The sequence below is a fragment of the Desulfarculaceae bacterium genome (assembly GCA_020444545.1).
Classification (GTDB): domain Bacteria; phylum Desulfobacterota; class Desulfarculia; order Desulfarculales; family Desulfarculaceae; genus Desulfoferula.
In genome coordinates, this window is the sequence record JAHLKT010000002.1 from 564,296 (window position 1) to 582,429 (window position 18,134).

The 18,134-nt window shown below is 65.1% G+C and carries 20 protein-coding genes; 17 read left to right on the forward strand and 3 right to left on the reverse strand.

What is annotated here, in order from left to right; genetic code table 11:
- Position 1: 1 nt before the first annotated feature.
- Genes KQH53_07060 through KQH53_07070 form a run of 3 tightly spaced genes read right to left on the reverse strand, consistent with a single transcriptional unit; the run spans position 2 to position 2,633 of the window.
- A complete protein-coding gene (locus tag KQH53_07060; GenBank protein MCB2226422.1) occupies positions 2-415 on the reverse strand; it encodes a hypothetical protein in 414 nt (137 codons plus the stop codon).
- Positions 416-417: 2 nt separating this feature from the next.
- The gene (locus KQH53_07065; GenBank protein MCB2226423.1) at positions 418-1,710 is read right to left on the reverse strand and encodes a dihydroorotase; all 1,293 of its coding nucleotides are present in this window, start codon (positions 1,708-1,710) and stop codon (positions 418-420) included.
- Entirely contained in the window at positions 1,707-2,633 is a 927-nt protein-coding gene (locus KQH53_07070; GenBank protein MCB2226424.1) for an aspartate carbamoyltransferase catalytic subunit, read from the reverse strand. Before KQH53_07070 ends, KQH53_07065 begins: the two co-directional genes overlap by 4 nt.
- Positions 2,634-2,917: 284 nt before the next feature.
- Here KQH53_07070 and KQH53_07075 point away from each other — a divergent pair, with 284 nt between their 5' ends.
- The 17 genes from KQH53_07075 (at position 2,918) to rsgA (ending at position 18,068) form a co-directional block, all read left to right on the forward strand.
- The gene (locus KQH53_07075) at positions 2,918-5,815 is read left to right on the forward strand and encodes a DEAD/DEAH box helicase (protein MCB2226425.1); all 2,898 of its coding nucleotides are present in this window, start codon (positions 2,918-2,920) and stop codon (positions 5,813-5,815) included.
- Positions 5,816-5,844: 29 nt separating this feature from the next.
- On the forward strand, positions 5,845-6,738 hold the full coding sequence (locus tag KQH53_07080; GenBank protein ID MCB2226426.1) for a carotenoid biosynthesis protein: 894 nt from the start codon (positions 5,845-5,847) through the stop codon (positions 6,736-6,738).
- Between the two features lie 136 nt (positions 6,739-6,874).
- Positions 6,875-7,645: a class I SAM-dependent methyltransferase gene (locus KQH53_07085; GenBank protein ID MCB2226427.1), complete on the forward strand. Its 771-nt coding sequence runs from the start codon at positions 6,875-6,877 to the stop codon at positions 7,643-7,645.
- Between the two features lie 75 nt (positions 7,646-7,720).
- A complete protein-coding gene (locus tag KQH53_07090; GenBank protein ID MCB2226428.1) occupies positions 7,721-8,605 on the forward strand; it encodes a DUF89 family protein in 885 nt (294 codons plus the stop codon).
- 32 nt (positions 8,606-8,637) lie between these two features.
- The gene (locus KQH53_07095) at positions 8,638-9,861 is read left to right on the forward strand and encodes an MltA domain-containing protein (protein ID MCB2226429.1); all 1,224 of its coding nucleotides are present in this window, start codon (positions 8,638-8,640) and stop codon (positions 9,859-9,861) included.
- 3 nt (positions 9,862-9,864) lie between these two features.
- Entirely contained in the window at positions 9,865-10,398 is a 534-nt protein-coding gene (locus KQH53_07100) for an O-acetyl-ADP-ribose deacetylase (protein MCB2226430.1), read from the forward strand.
- A 207-nt stretch (positions 10,399-10,605) separates the two neighbouring features.
- Entirely contained in the window at positions 10,606-11,013 is a 408-nt protein-coding gene (locus tag KQH53_07105; GenBank protein MCB2226431.1) for a transcriptional repressor, read from the forward strand.
- A 31-nt stretch (positions 11,014-11,044) separates the two neighbouring features.
- A complete protein-coding gene (locus tag KQH53_07110) occupies positions 11,045-11,254 on the forward strand; it encodes a helix-turn-helix domain-containing protein (GenBank protein MCB2226432.1) in 210 nt (69 codons plus the stop codon).
- Between the two features lie 54 nt (positions 11,255-11,308).
- Positions 11,309-11,884 (forward strand): rubrerythrin family protein, encoded by a 576-nt coding sequence (locus KQH53_07115; GenBank protein ID MCB2226433.1) that lies wholly within the window; start codon positions 11,309-11,311, stop codon positions 11,882-11,884.
- A gap of 66 nt (positions 11,885-11,950) precedes the next feature.
- On the forward strand, positions 11,951-12,331 hold the full coding sequence (locus tag KQH53_07120) for a desulfoferrodoxin (GenBank protein MCB2226434.1): 381 nt from the start codon (positions 11,951-11,953) through the stop codon (positions 12,329-12,331).
- A 23-nt stretch (positions 12,332-12,354) separates the two neighbouring features.
- Complete coding sequence (locus KQH53_07125) at positions 12,355-12,516, forward strand: rubredoxin (GenBank protein MCB2226435.1); 162 nt, start codon at positions 12,355-12,357, stop codon at positions 12,514-12,516.
- An 89-nt stretch (positions 12,517-12,605) separates the two neighbouring features.
- Positions 12,606-13,835, forward strand: coding sequence for a flavodoxin domain-containing protein (locus tag KQH53_07130; GenBank protein MCB2226436.1), 1,230 nt, complete (start codon positions 12,606-12,608; stop codon positions 13,833-13,835).
- A gap of 10 nt (positions 13,836-13,845) precedes the next feature.
- A complete protein-coding gene (locus tag KQH53_07135) occupies positions 13,846-14,547 on the forward strand; it encodes a HEAT repeat domain-containing protein (GenBank protein ID MCB2226437.1) in 702 nt (233 codons plus the stop codon).
- Positions 14,548-14,712: 165 nt separating this feature from the next.
- Entirely contained in the window at positions 14,713-15,426 is a 714-nt protein-coding gene (locus tag KQH53_07140; protein ID MCB2226438.1) for a GntR family transcriptional regulator, read from the forward strand.
- Between the two features lie 4 nt (positions 15,427-15,430).
- A complete protein-coding gene (locus KQH53_07145; protein MCB2226439.1) occupies positions 15,431-15,820 on the forward strand; it encodes a hypothetical protein in 390 nt (129 codons plus the stop codon).
- A 30-nt stretch (positions 15,821-15,850) separates the two neighbouring features.
- Positions 15,851-16,948 (forward strand): NADH:flavin oxidoreductase, encoded by a 1,098-nt coding sequence (locus tag KQH53_07150; GenBank protein MCB2226440.1) that lies wholly within the window; start codon positions 15,851-15,853, stop codon positions 16,946-16,948.
- A 37-nt stretch (positions 16,949-16,985) separates the two neighbouring features.
- On the forward strand, positions 16,986-18,068 hold the full coding sequence (gene rsgA / locus KQH53_07155) for a ribosome small subunit-dependent GTPase A (protein MCB2226441.1): 1,083 nt from the start codon (positions 16,986-16,988) through the stop codon (positions 18,066-18,068).
- Positions 18,069-18,134: the final 66 nt, after the last annotated feature.

Sequence of the window (18,134 nt, forward strand, 5' to 3'; positions counted from 1 at the left end):
ATCAGCGCACCTCTTGCGTGACCCCCCTGGGGGTGACCAGGTAGCGCTTGACGCCCAGAGGGTGCTCCACCTCGATCTTCCAGGCAGTGGGGCTGGCGTCCAATAGCTTGACCTGCACCGGAGCGGGGTCGCTCAGCCCTAGGGCCTTTAGCTTGAGCAAGGTGATCTGGGCCGGGCCCGCAGTGGGCGTGACCTGGCTGGTTTGCGTGGCGGCCTGGTTGGGCTGGGCCGAGGCCGGGGTTGCGGCCGGGGCCTTGCTCAGGAGCTGATAGATCTGTTGCGCCACCTTCAGGGCCTTGTCGTCCTGGTTGTCCATGCGCCGCTGGTAGTGGGAGCCCACGAAGATGGCCACTATGCACAGGGCGGCCAACAGGGCGATGGCCTCGGAGCTGACCAGCTTGCGATAGGCGCTCATGACTACTCCTTGGCTTGGTGGGTCACCTTGCCGCCGCGGATGGTCAAGACCGCGCGGCCGGGCAGGGTGCGGCCGGCAAAGGCGGTGTTCTTGGACATCGATAGCATGGCTTCCGGCTCCACCACCCAGGGCGCGGCTGGATCGAACACGCACACGTCTGCCGGGCCGCCTTTGGCCAGGCTGCCGCCAGGCAGTCCCAGGATGCGGGCCGGGGAGGCGGTGAGGCGCTCGATGGCCTGGCTCAGGGACATAAGGCCTTCGTTCACCAGCTCCAGGATGATGCCCAGGGCGGTCTCCAGGCCGGTGACCCCGAAGGCGGCCAGCCCGAACTCCAGTTCTTTTTCCAGGACCGAGTGGGGGGCGTGGTCCGTGGCCACCGCGTCGATGATGCCCTCGGCTAGGCCCCGGCGCACCGCCTCGCGGTCCGCGGCCGAGCGCAGGGGCGGGTTCATTTTGCGGTGAGTGTCGTACTCGCCCACGTCCTCGTCGCACAGGGCCAGATAATGCGGCGCGGTCTCGCCGCTCACCGCCCAGCCCGCTTCCTTGGCCCGGCGCAAGGCCTCCACGCTGCCCGCGCAGGAGATATGGCAGATGTGCACCCGCGCTCCGGTGAGCCCGGCCAGGGCCAGGTCGCGCTCCACCGCGATCACCTCGGCCTGGGCCGGGATGCCCGGCAGGCCCAGGCGGGTGGAGGTGGGGCCCTCGTGCATGGCTCCGCCGGCCGAGAGGCTCTTCTCCTCGCTGTGGCACACCACCGGGATGTCGAAGCCCGAGGCGTACTCCATGGCTCGGCGCAGGAGGCGGCTGTCGCTCACCGGGTGGCCGTCGTCGCTCACCGCCACGCAGCCCGCGTCCTTTAGCTCGGCCATCTGAGTGAGCGCCTTGCCCGCCAGGCCCGGGGTGATGGCCCCCACCGGGTAGACCCGCGCGCTGCCCGCCTTGGCCGCCCGCTCCAGGATCTGCTCGGTCACCGCCGCGCTGTCGTTCACCGGGTCGGTGTTGGGCATGCAGCACACGGCGGTGAAGCCGCCGGCCGCCGCCGCGGCGGTTCCGCTGGCGATGGTCTCCTTGTACTCCTGGCCAGGTTCGCGCAGATGCACGTGCAGGTCGATGAACCCCGGGGCCACCACCTTGCCGGAGCAGTCGATGACCTTGGCGCTCTTGGGCGGGTCGATCTTGCTGCCCACGGCTTCCACCCGGCCCTTGGCCAGGAGCAGGTCGCCTTTTTTATCCAGTCCGCTGGCCGGGCAGAGCAGCCGGCCGCCCTTGAGCAATATGGGGCGTGGGGCGCTCATGCGGCCTCCGGTCCGATCAAGAGGTAGAGAAGGGCCATGCGCACCGCCACGCCGTTGGCCACCTGATCCAGGATCAGCGACCAGGGGCCGTCGGCCACTTCGGGGGACATCTCCACCCCCCGGTTGATGGGCCCGGGATGCATCACCACCACGTCTTTCTTGGCGGCGCGCATCTGCTTCATGCCCAACCCGAAGCGCTGGGCGTACTCGCGCAGGGTGGGGAAGAGCACGTCGGTGAGGCGCTCCTGCTGCACCCTGAGCATGATGATCACGTCCGCGTCCTCCACCGCCTCTTCCATGCAGGTGGCCACCTTGGCTCCCAGGGTGTCCGCCGCCGGGGGAATGAGAGTGCGCGGTCCGTAGAAAGTCACCTCGCTGCCCATGGTGGTCAGGCCGATGAGGTCCGAGCGGGCCACCCGGGAGTGGGTGATGTCGCCGATGATGGAGACCTTGAGGCCATCCAGATGGCCCTTGGCCTGGCGAATGGTCAGCATGTCCAGCAGGCCCTGGGAGGGGTGCTCGTGGGCCCCGTCCCCGGCGTTGATGATGGATATGGGTATGTGCTTGGCCAGCAAATGGGGCGCGCCGGACTGGGAATGGCGCATCACGATGCAGTCCGGGCTCATGGCCAGAAGGTTCTTGGCCGTGTCGATGAGGGTCTCGCCCTTGGTCAGGCTGCTGGTGGAGGCCGAGAGGCTCACCGTGTCCCCGCTCAGGCGCTTGGCGGCCAACTCGAAGGAGGTTCGGGTGCGGGTGGAGGCCTCGTAAAAGAAATGCACGATGGTCTTGCCGCGCAGGGTGGGCACCTTGCGGATGGGCCGGTAACTAATTTCTTTTAGAGACTCGGCGGTATCCAGAATGGTGGTGATCTCTTCGGCCGAGACCCCTTCCAGGCCCAGCAGGTTGCGGCGCGACAGGCTCACTTGACCTCCCTGTGCGGGCCATGCGGCCCTGAATCAGCCCAAAAAAAACCCCCACTCACCGCGAGGGGTGTGGAGGCCCATCCACCTATTTGCCCCGGCTCAAGGTTGCCGGGACCTTGGTTTGCAGCCATGCTTTTCGCCTTGCCGCTTCATGAGTAACTTAACTAGCTTTGATAGCAAACCACACGGGTTCTGTCAAGGACACAAGGCCCTTTTGAGGCCCTGGCCATGGGCCCGATGGCCGCACCTAGACACTTGTTGCGCTACATGGTACACCTGGGCTCATGGGCGGCAAGCTGCAAAAATACGTGGCGTCCCTGGGTCGGAGCACCCACCTGGCCGGCGAGGTGGTGCACGTGGAGGAGATACCTCCCCGCCCGGCCCATTACGCGAGTATCGACCCGCCCCTGCCCGAGGGCCTGGCCGGGGCCTTGGCCGCCCAGGGCATAACGCAGCTCTACTCCCACCAGGCAGCCGCGCTGAACCTGGTGCGCGCGGGCCGCGACGTGGTGGTGGCCACCCCCACCGCCTCGGGCAAGAGCCTGGTCTATACCCTGCCGGTGCTGGAGCGTCTGGTCGCTGATCCGGACGGCACCGCCCTGTTCCTGTTCCCTTTGAAGGCCCTGGAGCAGGACCAGATGGCCGCGATCAACCACCTGGCCCTTAGCGCGGGCCTGGGGCCGGTGGCTGCCATCTACGACGGCGACACCCCGGACGGTCAGCGCCGCAAGCTCCGGCAAAAGCCGCCGCCCATCCTGATTTCCAACCCGGACATGCTGCACCAGGCGGTGTGCGCCTTCCCCTCGGCCTGGGACAATTTCCTCGCGCGGCTCCGCTACATCGTCATCGACGAGGTGCACGCCTATCGCGGGGTGTTCGGCAGCCACGTCTCGGCGGTGTTGCGGCGGCTGCTGCGCCTGGCCGCCAAGCGGGGCAGCCGCCCGGGCTTCGTGCTCTCTTCGGCCACCATCGCCAACCCCGGCGAGCACGCGGCTGCCCTAACCGGCCGGGAGTTCGCGCCGGACCAGGTGGTGGACTTCTGCGGCGCGCCGGCGGCCGGGCGCTTATTTGCCTTGGTGAACCCCGGCGGGGCCGCCTCCACCACGGCCAGCCATCTGGTGGCCACGGCGGTAAAGCGGGGCCTGGCCACCATCTGCTTCACCAAGAGCCGCATCCATACCGAGTTGATCCACACCTGGGTCACCCGGGCGCATCCCGAGCTCAAGGACCTGGTGGCAGGCTACCGGGCCGGGTTCCTTCCCGAGGAGCGGCGGCAGATCGAGCATGACCTTTCTGCGGGCCGTCTGGCCGGGGTGATCACCACCAGCGCCCTGGAGATGGGCATCGACATCGGCGGCCTGGATTTGTGTGTGTTGGTGGGCTATCCCGGCTCGCAGATAAACACCTGGCAGCGGGGCGGCCGGGTGGGGCGGGCCGGGCGCGACAGCGCGGTGGTGCTGGTGGCCAAGCCCGACGCCCTGGACCAGTGGCTCATCTCCCACCCGGCCGAGTTCTTCGCCCGGCCGGTGGAATCGGCGGTGCTGGACACGGCCAACCCCCAGATACTCAGCAAGCACCTGATCTGCGCGGCTGCCGAGGAGCCTCTGGCCGCGGACGACGAGTTTTTCCACCCCAGCGAGCACCCCGAGGCCCTGGCCCGGGCCAGCCAGGACGGGCAACTGTTGCTGGACGCGGAGGGGACACGCTATTTCACCCCGCGCAAGCGGCCCCAGCGCGAGGTGGACCTGCGCGGCGCGGGCGAGTCTCTGGCCATCCTGGACCACCAGGGCAAGGTGGTGGGCTCCTTTGATGGGGTGCGGGTGTACAAGGAGGGCTATCCCGGAGCCATCTACTTGCACCGGGGGCGCACCTATCAGGTCAAGGAGCTGGACCTGGAGCACAAGAAGGTGCGGGTGGCTCCGGTCAGGGTCGACTACTACACCCACGCGCGCAGCGAAAAAGAGACCGAGATTCTGGAAGAGACCGGCCGCCGGCCCGTGGCCAACTTCCTGGTGCACCAGGGGCGGCTCAAGGTTACCGAGCAGGTGACCGGGTACGAACGGCGGCGGCTCTCGGGCGGGGACCTCATGGGGGTCTATCCCCTGGACCTGCCCGAGCTGACCTTTGAGACCCACGGCCTGTGGATCGACATCGAGGACCTGTTGCGCGCGGCCCTGGAAAAGGCGGGCCGCCACTTCATGGGCTCCATCCACGCCCTGGAGCACGCGGCCATCAGCATGTTCCCCCTGTTCGCCCTGTGCGACCGCGACGACATCGGGGGCATCTCCATCCCCCTGCACCCCCAGACCGGCAAGGCGGCGGTGTTCATCTACGACGGGGTGCCCGGAGGGGTGGGCCTGGCCGAAAAGGGCTTTGACATCATCGAGGAGCTTCTGGAGCGGGTGGTGGAGCTGTTGGACCACTGCGCCTGCGAGGACGGCTGCCCGGCCTGTGTGTTCAGCCCCAAGTGCGGCTCGGGCAACAAGCCCCTGGACAAGGCGGGCTCCTTGCACCTGACCCGCCTGCTGCTGGGCCAGGAGGAGCTTGTGCAGGTGGAGGTGGAGCCCGAGGCCCGGCCCATGATCACCCCGCCCAAGGACCAGGGCCGCGACGCGCCGCTGAGCTTCGGGGTGTTCGACCTGGAGACCCAGAAGCTGGCCGCCCAGGTGGGGGGCTGGGGCAACACCCACCTCATGCGCGTCAGCGTGGGGGTGCTCTACGACTCCGAAGCCGGCGAGTGCATCGCGTACCAGGAAAAGCAGGTGCCCCAGCTCATCAAGCGTCTAAACGAGTTGGAGCTGGTCATCGGGTTCAACCAGATGCGCTTCGACTACGGGGTGCTCTCGGGCTACACCGGCGAGGATCTGCGCCGCCTGCCCAATCTGGACCTGCTCCTGGAGGTGCAGGAGGCCCTGGGGCATCGCCTGAGCCTGGACGCCCTGGCCGGGGCCACCCTGGGCGCGGCCAAGACGGCGGACGGCTTGCAAGCGGTGGAGTGGTGGAACGAAGGGCGCATGGAGGAGCTGACCGCCTATTGCCAGGCCGACGTGGAGCTGACCCGCGATTTGTTCCTTTTCGGCCAGCGCGAGGGCTATCTGCTCTATGAGCGCAAGGGCGGCGAGCGTTTGCGCATCCCGGTGGACTGGTCCTGGCGGGCCATCCGTGACAAGCTGGGGCTGTGAGACGGGGAACGCCAAAGAGGAGGGGAGACATGACAAGCACCGCGAAAAAGTCAAGCGGTCTGATCATTGCGGGATGGCTGATCCTGGCGGCTTTCATCCTGTTGCGCTGCCTCACGGGCGGCAGCCAGGCGGAGCTCGTGGTCAAGCTGGGGCCGTTTTTGTTCCTGGCCCTGCTGGTGGGCTTTGCCCTGTTGCACGGCATAGCCCTCTATGGCGGCAAGAACTTCGCGGTGTTCCTGGCCATCGCCTTTGTGGTGAGCTGGCTCTATGAAAATTGCAGCATCATAACCGGCTTCCCCTTTGGCCATTACTATTACACCGCCGTGCTGGGCCCCAAGCTCTGGCACGTGCCGGTGTTCATCATGGGGGCCTACGCGGCGGTGGGCTATCTGGCCTGGACCCTGGCCCAGGTATTGCTGGGCAACTACCAGAGCCCCTTGCAGGGCAAGAACCTGTTCTTCGCGCCCCTGGTGGCCAGCTTTGTCATGGTGCTGTGGGACGTCTGCCTGGACCCGGTCAAGGCGACCATCGCCAAGCAATGGATTTGGGAGCAGGGCGGGCCTTACTTTGGTATTCCCCTGACCAATTACGCTGGTTGGTTCCTGTGCGTTTACACGATTTTCCAGTTGTTCGCCTGGTACATGCGGGGCAAGAATACGCCGTCGCGCCATGATTTGTTTGGCCAACGCTCCTTTTGGCTGCTGCCGGGATTCATGTACGGAACCATCTTGCTGGAGCTGCCCTTTTTGGCCCTGACCCGGCCCAACAAGACAGTCACCTCCATGGACCATCAGCAATGGTGGACCGCGGACATATATGGGAGTATGACCTTAATTTGGGTGTTCACCATGATTTTCGTGACTGTGCTGAGCACGTTCAAGATCATGGATCAGGTCAAGGATGCAACGGCATCACGGAATTAACTCGGAGGGTTTTTTGCGCATTAGTTTGTGCCATCGCATTTGGGTTCTTGTGCCCTGGGGAAAAGACTAGTTCAGGCAGGGCCGGCGTTCGATAACCCCGGCCCCTAGCAACTGAACCCCCACGGAAACAAGGACAATGCAAGACAGAGAGATTAAGCCAGAGGAGATAATAGAAGCGCTTTGCGCCATGCACCAAGGCCTGCCCCGGGGCGGGCCGGGTAGCGACGACTACACCAGGCGGGCCCTGAGCAGGCTGGAGGACCTTCCAACCTCGCCACGGGTCCTGGACATAGGCTGCGGGCCGGGCAAGCAGACCTTGGTTTTGGCCGAGGAGCTGGGCGTGTCGGTAATGGCGGTGGATTTTTACCGCCCCTTTCTGGACCAGCTGGAGGCGGACGCCGAGCAGCGGGGCCTGGCCGGGCTGGTGCGGGCCGTGCATGGAGACATGCAGCAACTGGAGTTTGCCCCGGCCAGTTGGGACCTGATCTGGTGCGAAGGGGCCATATTTATCCTGGGATTCGCCAAGGGGCTGCGCATGTGGCGGCCCTGGCTGGCTCCAGGCGGCTATGTGGTGGTGAGCGAGTGCTCCTGGCTGCGGCCCAACCCGCCCCGGGAGATAGCCCAGTTTTGGGACCAGATGTACCCGGAGATCGGCCAGATCCAGGATGACCTGGAGGTGATCCGCTCCGCCGGCTATGAGGTGGTGGATCACTTCATCCAGGCCCCCTCGGCCTGGTGGGATAATTACTTCGGCCCCCTGTCGGCCCGCATCGACGAGCTGAGCAAGCAGGGGGGCAATGACCCGGCCCTGGAGCTGGTTATGCAGCGGTCCCGTCATGAGATGGAGCTGTATCGCCGGTATCAGGATTGGTACAGCAACGTGTTCTATGTGATGCGGGCCATTTAGCAAGCAAACGGGGCATGGCCTGTCCGCGCGGGCGGGCCATGCCCCACATCATTTGATAGTTAGGCAGAATCGTTCATGTCCCAGTCTTTGATCCCAGGGGAACAATGCGCCGCCTGCCTGCAGGGGCTCATCGAGGCCACCATTACCGGCTCCAACCTGGAGCCCGTGGCCGAAGAGGCCCTGCGCGCCGAGATCGCGGCCTACACCCAAGACGCCCTGGAGAGGGGACTGGCCCCGGCCCAGGTGGCCAGCGGTTTCTTTGCCCTGGCCCGGGAGCGCTCCGGGGTGGACGATCCCTTCACCCAGAAAAAGGCGGCTGACTTCGCGGCGGCCCAGGAAGCGGCGGCCAAGCTGGGCGACCAGCCAGACACCTTTTCGGCCCGCGCCCGGGTGGCCATCCTGGGCAACGCCATCGACCATTTCTTCCTGGCCGATACCAGCCGGCTGTGGGAAGAGGGCGGGGGCCTGGAGCTGGGGCGCGACGACCTGGCCCGGGCGGAGATGCATCTGCGCCCCGGCGCCTCGGTGGTGATCCTGGCCGACAACTGCGGGGAGCAGTCCTTCGACCGTCTGCTGGTGGAGCATTTGGAGAACCGGGGCTGCGCGGTGTCCTATGTGGTGAAAAGCGGCCCGGCCCAGAACGACCTGACCCTGGCCGACCTGGCCGCGGCCAACCAGGCTCACGGCCTGGGCGAGGTGCTGGCCTGGAGCCCGGCCGCGGTGGGACTGGACCCGCATGCAATGCCGCCGCGTTTGGAAGACCTGCTGGACGAGGCGGACCTGGTCATCGCCAAAGGCATGGGGCACTACGAGACCCTGGCCGTGGCCGGGGGCATGCTGGAACGCGGCGCGGCTCCCTGGCACCTGCTGTTGTTGTTCCTGGCCAAATGCGACGCCATCGCGCGGAGCGCGGGCGCGGGCAAGGGGCAGGGCGTGGCCCTGTATCTGCCGGCCGCTTGATGCCCAACCCCGGCCGGGGTTACCATGCTGACATGAAAAAACCCGCCACTTACCATCGCCAAATTCTCTGGCTGGCGCTGCTTCTGAGCGTCCTGGCCCTGCTGAGCGCCTGCGGCAAGCCGGGCCCGCCGCCCAAGCCCACGGCCGTCAACTCCCTGCGCCTGGTGGCCGAGGCCGACTGGCCCTTATTGCTGGACGACCTGGAGGCCAAGAGCTTCTTCGCGGCGGCCGAGTCCTCCCTGGGCTATCTGCGCCGGGTCAAGCCAAACAAGCGTTTCAGCTTCGGGCCCTACCACATGACCGCCGCCCAGATGGCGGCCATGCTGGAGGAGCTTAAGGACCTGCTCTACCGCGAGCCCGACCCGGTGAAGCGCAGCGAGTTTTTGCGCGGCAAGTACGCCCTGCTGGAGGCCGTGGGCCGCGACGGCGAGGGCGAGGTGCTTATGACCGGCTATTACGAGCCGGTGCTCACCGCCCGCAAGATGGAGCAGGGCAGCTTCGTTTATCCCATCTACGCCCTGCCCGAGGACCTGGTGTGGATCGACCTCAGCCTGTTCAACCCGGAGCTGCCCAAGAAGCGCCTGGTGGGGCAGGTGAGCGGGCACAAGGTGCGGCCCTACCCGGATCGCGAGGCCATTGACTTCAAGCAGGTCCTGGAGGGCAAGGCCGAGGTGCTGGGCTACGTGGGCGACCCGGTGGAGGTGTTCTTTTTGCACATCCAGGGATCGGGCCAGCTGGCGTTCGGCGACGGCTCCCGCCTCCGGGTGGGCTACGCGGCCAGTAACGGCCAGCCCTACCGCTCCATCGGGCGCATGATGCTCAAGGAAAAGCTCATGGAGCCCGGCTCCATGTCCATGCAGGAAATCAAGGCCTATCTGGAGGCCCACCCCGAGCAGCGGCGCAAGGTGCTCACCCACAACCCCTCGTATGTGTTTTTCCGGCCCCTGCCGCCCACCGGCGGGCCGCTGGGCTGCTTCGAGCAGCCCCTGACCGCCGGGCGCAGCATCGCCACGGACCGGCGGCTCTTCCCGGGCCTGGCCCTGGGCTTCATTGACGGCACCATGCCCGCCGAGAGGGGAGGGGAGCGCCGCTTCTCGCGCTTCGTGTTCAACCAGGACACGGGTGGGGCCATCCGGGGGCCGGGGCGGCTGGACCTGTTCTTCGGCTCCGGGCCCCAAGCCGGGGCCCTGGCAGGGCGCATGAAGAACCCAGGGCGCATGTATTTCTTTTTTCCCAAGGAACTGATGGGCAGGTGAACCATGGCGGTTGAAAAGATGATCGGTGAGACCCGGCTGATCCTGAGCCAGGGGGACCTTACCCAGGCCGACGAGGAGGCCATGGTAAACGCGGCCAACAGCGCCTTGGCCGGGGGCGGGGGCGTGGACGGGGCCATCCACCAGGCGGGGGGCCCGGAGATCATGGCAGAGGGCCGGGCCATCGGGCACTGCCCCACCGGCGAGGCGGTGATCACCACCGCGGGCAAGCTAAAAGCCAAGAAGGTGATCCACACCGTGGGGCCCATTTACCAGGGCCGCCCCGAGGACCCCCGTCTGCTGGCCAGGGCCTACCGGAGCTCCCTGAAGCTCGCCGCCGAGTACAAGCTGAAAAGCGTAGCCTTCCCCAGCCTGTCCACCGGGGCCTACGGTTATCCCCTGGCCGAGGCGGCCCAGGTGGCCCTCCAGGCGGTCAAGGAGGGAATCGAGGCCAATCCCGGCTCTTTCCAGCGGGTGCGCTTCGTTTTGTTCAGCCAAGCGGCCTATGACGCCTACGCCCAGGCCCTGGCGCGGCTCTGAAATACCAAACAGCCCCCCAAATAAGCCGGAATTGCCGGGCGCGCCTTGACATTTGCCGGGGCAAATGGTCAAATTTTTGACTAAGACTGCCGCTGAAGCGCCCGTCCGGGGCGTTTCACTCTCTGCCTCATTCCAAGCGGTTGGGCTTGACAACCCTTTGCTGATTGCTAGAATGGGTTGTAGGAATCATTATCAAGGAGAGCCACAATGGAAACGCCAGGAAAACTCCGCATGACCACCCAGAGGCAGGTCATCATGGAGGAGCTCCAGAGCGTCAAGAGTCACCCCACCGCTGGGGAGCTTTGCCAGATGGTGCGCCGCCGTTTGCCCCGTATCAGCCTGGGCACGGTGTATCGCAACCTGGACATCCTTTCCCGGGCGGGCATGATCCAGAAACTGGACGTGGCCGGCCAGGAGATGCGCTTCGACGGCAACACCATGAACCACTACCACCTGCGCTGCCTGGAGTGCGGCCGGGTGTTCGACGTGGAGATGGACCTGCTGTCCGATGTGGAAGAGCGCCTGGCCCAGGAATCGGGCTTCGAGGTGCTGGGCCATCGTCTGGAGTTCGTGGGGCGTTGCGAGGCCTGCCAGGGCCGGGGCCCCAGCCACTAAATCCGGCTTATGAAAATTTGGAGCGACACTCATGGCGTCCGTTGACGACAAGAAAGTATTGAAAGCGCTGTCCGGGGCCAAGGAGCCCATGAGCAACAAGCAGGTGGCCGAGAGCGCCGGCTTGGAGAGCAAGCAGGTTTCCGGCACCATGAGCGCCCTGAAGAAAGAGGGCCTGGTGGAAAGCCCGGTCCGCTGCAAGTACAGCATCACCGCCGCCGGCAAGAAGGCCCTCAAAGGCTAGGCGACGCCGCGCGGCGATTCTCACGTTCACGTTCCCCTTTTTGGAGGTGACAGCATGGCCAGCCTGAAAGGCAGCCAGACCGAGAAGAATTTGTTGACCGCCTTTGCCGGCGAGTCTCAGGCCCGCAACCGCTACACCTATTTCGCCTCGGTGGCCATGAAAGAAGGCTACCGTCAGATGTCCGAGGTGTTCACCGAGACGGCCAACCAGGAGAAGGAACACGCCAAGCGCCTGTTCAAACTGCTGGAGGGCGGCGAGGTGGAGATCAGCGCAGCTTTCCCCGCCGGAATCATCGCCCCCACTCTGGACAACCTCAAGGCCTCGGCGGCCGGCGAAAACTACGAGTGGACCGAAATGTACCCCGGGTTCGCCAAAGTGGCTTTGGAAGAAGGCTTTGGCAAGATCGCCGGAGTGTTGGAGTCCATCGCCGTGGCCGAGAAGTTCCACGAGAAGCGCTACCTGGCCCTGGCCGGCAACATCGAGCAGGGCCTGGTGTTCAAGCGCCCCGGCCCGGTGGTGTGGCGCTGCATGAACTGCGGCTACGTGCACGAAGGTGAAGAGGCTCTTCTTGAGTGCCCGGCCTGCGCCCATCCCCAGGCCCACTTCGCGCTCATTTGCGAAAATTGGTAGCAGTCGCTTACCATATAAAAAGCGTGAAAAACTGAAACCAATCTTCTTTGCCCAAGGAGGCGAATCATGGCCGACAGGCTTCAGGTTTACAAATGCGACGTGTGTGGCAATATAGTTGAGTTGATCAAGGTCGGCGGCGGCGAGCTGGTCTGCTGTGGCGAGCCCATGAAGCTGCAGAGCGAGAACACCACCGACGCGGCCCAGGAAAAGCACGTGCCGGTGATCGAGAAGATCGACGGCGGCTACAAGGTGACGGTGGGCAGCGTGCCCCATCCCATGGAAGAAAAGCACTGGATCCAGTGGATCGAGCTGGTCGCCGGAGACAAGGCCTACATGGAGTTTTTGAACCCCGGCCAGGCGCCGGAGGCCACCTTCCTGGTGGACGCCTCCGGGGTCACCGCCCGAGAGTATTGCAACCTCCACGGTCACTGGAAAGCCAGCGCCTAATCTAGAGATTTAGGAGATACCACATGAAAAAGTACGTGTGCGGCGTTTGCGGATACGTTTACGACCCCGAGGCCGGCGATCCCGACAGCGGCGTGGCCCCCGGCACCGCCTTTGAGGACCTGCCCGACGACTGGACCTGCCCGGTCTGCGGCGCCTCCAAGGACCAGTTCTCCCCCGAGGACTAGTTCCCGACCAGGGGCCGGGCCGCCCGTGGTCCGGCCCTTGTTTTGCTTTTCGCCATTAGGCGTGTCTAACTCAGTGAGCGGATGCTGTCATGAAACCGGTTGAGATCAAAAAAGACATTTATTGGGTGGGCGCGGTGGACTGGGACATCCGTGACTTCCACGGCTATTCCACCTACAAGGGCTCCAGCTACAACGCCTATTTGGCCAAGGACGAGAAGGTCGCTCTCTTCGACACCGTGAAGAAGCCCTTCTACATGGACCTGATGCACCGCATCCACAACCTCATGGACCCCCAGGAGATCGACTACCTGGTGGTCAACCACCTGGAGATGGATCATTCCAGCTCCTTGCCCCAGGTGGTGGAGGCGGTCAAGCCCTCCAAGATCTACACGTCCAAGATGGGGGCCAAATCCATGGCCGCCCACTACAAGATCGACAACTGGCCGGTGGAAGCGGTGGGCACGGGCGACACCCTTAGCCTGGGGGCGCGCAACATCCACTTTTTGGAGACGCGCATGGTCCACTGGCCGGACAGCATGTTCTCCTACATCCCCGAGGAGAAGCTCCTGATCTCCAATGACGGCTTTGGCCAGCATTGGGCTACCAGCGAGCGCTTCGACGATGAGGTGGACAACGAGGAGTTGATGCGCCAGGCGGCCAAGTACTACGCCAACATCCTGTTGCTGTACTCGCCGCTGATCCAGAAGCTCATCAAGTCCGTGGGCGAGATGGGCCTGGAGATCGACATGATCGCCCCGGACCACGGCCTTATCTGGCGCGGCAACCCGGGCCAGATCCTCAAGGCGTATGACACCTGGAGCCAGCAGAAGACCACGGCCAAGGCCCTGGTCATCTACAGCACCATGTGGCACAGCACCGAGATGATGGCCAAGGCGGTCTACGACGGCCTGCTGGACCAGGGGCTGTCGGTGCAGCTTCTCAACCTGGAAAAGGTGCACCGCTCCGAGGTCATGACCGAGGTGCTGGATGCCAACGCGCTGGTCTTCGGCTCGGCCACCCTGAACAACGGCATGATGCCCAACATGGCCGACCTGCTGCACTACATGAAGGGCCTCAAGCCCACGGGCAAGATTTGCGGCACCTTCGGCTCCTACGGCTGGAGCGGCGAGGCGTCCAAGCTCATCGCCGCCGAGCTGGAGGCCATGAAGCTGGAGCTGGTGGGCGACCCGGTCAGGGTGAACTGGGTGCCCAACCACGATACCCTCAAGCCCTGCCGCGAGTTGGGCACGAAGATCGGGCGCATGGTGGTCGAGCAGAATCTGCCCGCCTCCTGCCGCGCCATCTACTGCGGGGATTAGCGGAGCTACGATGGCCCCGGCGGCCAGCTCCCGGCGGCAGGTGCGCCGCCTTTTGGAGCAGCCGGATTTTGCCGCGGCCTTGGATGAGATTAAAAAGCTGCCTCCCGAGCGGGCGCTCAAGCACTTGCAGGCCGCATTGGCCGCGGGCAAGGCAGAGACAAAGTGGCGGGCGGTCACGGCCCTGGGCGCGGTGATCGCTGGGCTGCCCACAGAGAACCTGGAGGCGGCGCGGGAGTTCCTGCGCCGCCTTCTTTGGTGCCTCAACGAAGAGTGCGGGGCCTCGCCCTGGGGAGTGGCCGAGGCCCTAGGCGAGATTCTGGCCAACTCGCGCACCCTGGCCCAGGAGTACGCCAACCTGCTGATCTCCTACATCCAACCCGAGGGGCACAATTTTTTGGATTGGGAGCCGCTGTTGGCCGGGGCGGTGTGGGGAGTGGGGCGCCTGGCTTCGGCTCATCCCGGCCTAGCCGGGGAGCGCGGGGCCGGGGAGAGCCTGATGTCCCTGTTGGGCAGCGACTCGGCGGCCGTGCGGGGGACAGCCGCCTGGGCCTTGGGCAACCTGGGGCAGGGGCATGGGGCGGCCGAGGCCCTGGCCGAGCTGGCCGAAGACCCCGCCGAAGTGGAGCTGTGGCGAGAAGGAGTCCTGTGGGAGACCACCGTGGGCAGCCTGGCCAGGGAAGCTGAGGATAAAATAATAAATAACAATGGGTAATCAATAAAAGATAATATTTGACATTAATAAAAAAAGTTAACATCCCACAAATCAATATAAAAACAGGCAGAATATTAGGCTGAGCCGCTATCCCGCGCCAAGGGTTGACACCCGGATGGCGCCGCGCTAATTTCGTTGTATACGAGATACAAGACAGCGGGCGGCTTGGCCAAGGCCGCCGGGGAGTCGGGCAAGGTGAGCAAGGACGGCAAGAGCACTTTCAAGCGGCGGCGCTCCCTGGGGCAGGAGGTTACCCTGCATCTGAAACAGCAGGTGGTGCGGGGCGAGTTCAAGCCCGGCCACCGCCTGGTGGAGGAGAACCTGGCCCGCGAGCTGGGCATCAGCCGCACCCCGGTGCGCGAGGCCCTGCACCGCCTGGAACAGGAGGGTGTGCTCACCAAACGCCCCCGGGGCGGCTATCAGGTGCGTCCCCTGGCCCCGGAGGAGGTGCGCGACGCCTTGGGGGTGCGCTCGGTGCTGGAAGGCTACTGCGCCGAGCTGGCCTCCAGCCAGGCCCCGCCGGGCACCATCGAGCAGCTCGAGGAAAACGTGGTGGGCTTTGAAAGGGCCCTGGCCGAGCAAAACGAGACCGACCTCTTGGAGATGAACAGCCAGTTCCACGTGCTGCTCTACCAGGCGGCGGGCTCGCCGCTGCTGCTGCGCCTCTTGGGCGAGTTGCAGGAGATCGTGGAGCGCATCTCCCGGGCCATTATCTCCAACATGGAGGCCGGCCTTTGGTCCACCGAGGACCACCGCGAGATCCTGGAGGCGATCAAGGCGGGCCAAGGCGCCCGGGCGGCCAAGCTGGCCCGCCACCACGTGGAGCACGGGGCCCAGTGGATCGTTTCGCGCATGATCGACGAGAAGCTGGAGCTGTAGCCCCATGAACAAGGCGCTGTATTTCGTCTACGCCGGCGGGGTGCTGCACATAGGCTGGGCGGTGTTCCATCTGCTGTTTCCCCGCGTGTTCAAGTGGGCCAAGGCCCTGGAGCCCCTGGACCCGGTGAACCGGGGCATCATGCAGATCATCAACCTGTGTCTCACCTTCTACTTCGCGGTGGCGGCCTACTTGTCCCTGGCCTTTGGGCCGGAGCTCTTGGGCACCCCCTTGGGGCGCAAGCTATTGGCCGTGTTCACCGCCTTCTGGCTGTTTCGCCTGGCCTTGCAGCAGCGCTTTTTCCGCATGGTTCACCCCGTGTCGCTGCTCCTGAGCCTCGCCTTCCTCATAACCATGCTGGCCTACGGCCTGCCCTTGGTCTGGGCGGGCCGCTAGAGCGGGCCTCATAACCATAGAGAGAAAATCATGGCCGACATCTTCACTCCCTGGCAGATCAAGGACCTCACCATCCCCAACCGTCTGGTGCGCAGCGCCACCTGGGAGGGCCTGGCCGGCCCGGACGGAGAGCCCACCCACGAGCTGATCCTGGCCACCGCCGCCCTGGCCGAGGGCGGCACCGGGCTGATCATCACCGGCTACGCCTATGTCTCGCCCGACGGGGTGGGCCTGATGCGCCAGAGCGGGGTGCACATCGACGCCTTGGTGGGCCCCCTTACCCGCGTCAGCGACGCGGTGCACAAGTCAGGCGGCCTGGTGGCCATGCAGATCGTGCACGCGGGCGGCCAGACCAAGTCCGAATGGATGAACGGCCTCCAGCCGGTGGGTCCCTCGGACTACTTCAACCCGGCCTATGAGCAGCAGGTCAAGGGCATGAGCCGGGACCGCATCGAGGACATCGTCGACGACTTCGCCCGGGCGGCGGCGCGGGTAAAGGCGGCCGGTTTCGACGCGGTGGAGCTGCACGGGGCCCACGGCTATTTGATCAACCAGTTCTTGAGCCCCATCACCAACCAGCGCGAGGACGACTACGGCGGCAGCCTGGCCAACCGGGCCCGCTTCGCCTACCAGGTGCTGGACCAGGTGCGCCGGGCGGTGGGCCCCAACTACCCGGTGTTCATAAAGCTAAACACCACCGACGCGCTGGAGGGCGGCCTGACCCTGGAAGACGCCCTGGTGGTGGCCAAGGGTCTGAGCGACCGGGGCATAGACGCCATCGAGGTGAGCGGCGGCACCCCGGCCTCGGGCAAGCTCTCGCCCTCGCGGGTGGTAAAGAAGGCGGAGCAGGAAGGCTATTTCCTGGACAACGCGGTGGCGGTGAAAAACGTGGTCTCCTGCCCGGTGATCTGTGTGGGCGGCTGGCGCTCCAAGGCGCGGGTGGAGGCGGCCCTGGACCAGATCGACGCCGTGGCTATGAGCCGGCCCTTCATCCGCCAGCCCGACCTGGCCAACCGCTGGAAGGCCGGGGAGACCCAGGCCACCTGCATTTCCTGCAACCAGTGTTTCGAGGTGGGGCGCAAGCAGGGCCTGGGCTGCGGCCAGGAACTGAAAAAGCAAAAAGCTTAAGCCCCAGCCCCCGTGGCCCCGGGCAAGGTATCGCATCATGCATGAACTTGAGGGTGCGCTGGAGGCGCTGGGCTTGGGGCCCTGGTTCCGGGAAAGGCTCGACCCCGGGCTGGCCGGGGGCTTTTCGCTGGCCCGCGTGGCGGCGGTGGACAAGGACTCCTGCCTGGTCAACACCGGCACCAAGGAGGTGCAGGCCCAGCTTACCGGAAAGATGCTCTGGGCGGCGGATTCCTCCCTGGACTACCCCTGCGTGGGGGACTGGGTCTATGTGCAGCTGTTGGATGACGACTCCTTTGCCGTGGTCCACCAGATCATGCCCCGCAAGACCAGCCTGGCCCGCAAGACCTCGGGCAAGAAGGTGGATTTTCAGCTGATCGCGGCCAACGTGGACGTGGCCTTCGTGGTGCAGGCCCTGGGCCGGGACTTCAACCCCAACCGGCTGGAGCGCTATCTGGTCATGGCCAACCAGGGCGGGGTGAGGCCCGTGGTCCTGTTGAGCAAGAGCGACCTGTTCTCGCCCGAAGAGGTGGCCGCCAAGACGGAGGAGATACGGGCCCACGCCTCGGATGCCCGGATCATGGCCTTCAGCAACCTGACCGGACAGGGCCTGGACGAGGTCTTGGGGCTGATGAAGGCCGGGACCACCTATTGCCTGCTGGGCTCCTCGGGCGTGGGCAAGACCACCTTATTGAACAACATGCTGGGTGAGGGGGGTTTCGCCACGCGAGATGTGAGGATCAAGGACGAAAGAGGGCGTCACACCACCAGCCGGCGCTATCTGATGCGCCTTCCCAGCGGGGCGGTGCTTATCGACACTCCGGGCATGCGCGAGGTGGGGGGGCTTTCGGTGGACGAGGGCCTGAGCGAGACCTTTCGGGAAATCCAAGAGTTGGCCGAGACCTGCCGCTACCGGGATTGCACCCACACCACGGAAAAGGGCTGCGCCGTCCTGGAAGCGCTGCGCGATGAAAGTTTGTCCGTGAAGCGCTATGAGAACTACATGAAGATGGTCCGGGAATCGTCTCACAACCAGATGTCCTATTTTGAAAAGCGGCAAAAGGACAAATCCTTCGGCAAGATGGTCAAAGACGTCATGAAAAGCAAAGGCAAGCGTAGCTGACCCGGCTTGTGGGCGGCGGACGGCCGCGACTGGGGCGGGAATCATGCGGCGGGCTTGCCAATCAGC

Bases quoted from the DNA above. Each gene is read 5' to 3' on its own strand.
- KQH53_07115 (MCB2226433.1), top strand. From the start codon at position 11,309: ATGGCCAGCCTGAAAGGCAGCCAGACCGAGAAGAATTTGTTGACCGCC.
- KQH53_07120 (MCB2226434.1), top strand. From the start codon at position 11,951: ATGGCCGACAGGCTTCAGGTTTACAAATGCGACGTGTGTGGCAATATA.
- KQH53_07105 (MCB2226431.1), top strand. From the start codon at position 10,606: ATGGAAACGCCAGGAAAACTCCGCATGACCACCCAGAGGCAGGTCATC.
- KQH53_07095 (MCB2226429.1), top strand. From the start codon at position 8,638: ATGAAAAAACCCGCCACTTACCATCGCCAAATTCTCTGGCTGGCGCTG.
- KQH53_07060 (MCB2226422.1), bottom strand. From the start codon at position 415: ATGAGCGCCTATCGCAAGCTGGTCAGCTCCGAGGCCATCGCCCTGTTG.
- KQH53_07075 (MCB2226425.1), top strand. From the start codon at position 2,918: ATGGGCGGCAAGCTGCAAAAATACGTGGCGTCCCTGGGTCGGAGCACC.
- KQH53_07065 (MCB2226423.1), bottom strand. From the start codon at position 1,710: ATGAGCGCCCCACGCCCCATATTGCTCAAGGGCGGCCGGCTGCTCTGC.
- KQH53_07080 (MCB2226426.1), top strand. From the start codon at position 5,845: ATGACAAGCACCGCGAAAAAGTCAAGCGGTCTGATCATTGCGGGATGG.
- KQH53_07135 (MCB2226437.1), top strand. From the start codon at position 13,846: ATGGCCCCGGCGGCCAGCTCCCGGCGGCAGGTGCGCCGCCTTTTGGAG.
- KQH53_07085 (MCB2226427.1), top strand. From the start codon at position 6,875: ATGCAAGACAGAGAGATTAAGCCAGAGGAGATAATAGAAGCGCTTTGC.
- KQH53_07145 (MCB2226439.1), top strand. From the start codon at position 15,431: ATGAACAAGGCGCTGTATTTCGTCTACGCCGGCGGGGTGCTGCACATA.
- KQH53_07130 (MCB2226436.1), top strand. From the start codon at position 12,606: ATGAAACCGGTTGAGATCAAAAAAGACATTTATTGGGTGGGCGCGGTG.
- KQH53_07150 (MCB2226440.1), top strand. From the start codon at position 15,851: ATGGCCGACATCTTCACTCCCTGGCAGATCAAGGACCTCACCATCCCC.
- rsgA (MCB2226441.1), top strand. From the start codon at position 16,986: ATGCATGAACTTGAGGGTGCGCTGGAGGCGCTGGGCTTGGGGCCCTGG.
- KQH53_07125 (MCB2226435.1), top strand. From the start codon at position 12,355: ATGAAAAAGTACGTGTGCGGCGTTTGCGGATACGTTTACGACCCCGAG.
- KQH53_07090 (MCB2226428.1), top strand. From the start codon at position 7,721: ATGTCCCAGTCTTTGATCCCAGGGGAACAATGCGCCGCCTGCCTGCAG.
- KQH53_07100 (MCB2226430.1), top strand. From the start codon at position 9,865: ATGGCGGTTGAAAAGATGATCGGTGAGACCCGGCTGATCCTGAGCCAG.
- KQH53_07110 (MCB2226432.1), top strand. From the start codon at position 11,045: ATGGCGTCCGTTGACGACAAGAAAGTATTGAAAGCGCTGTCCGGGGCC.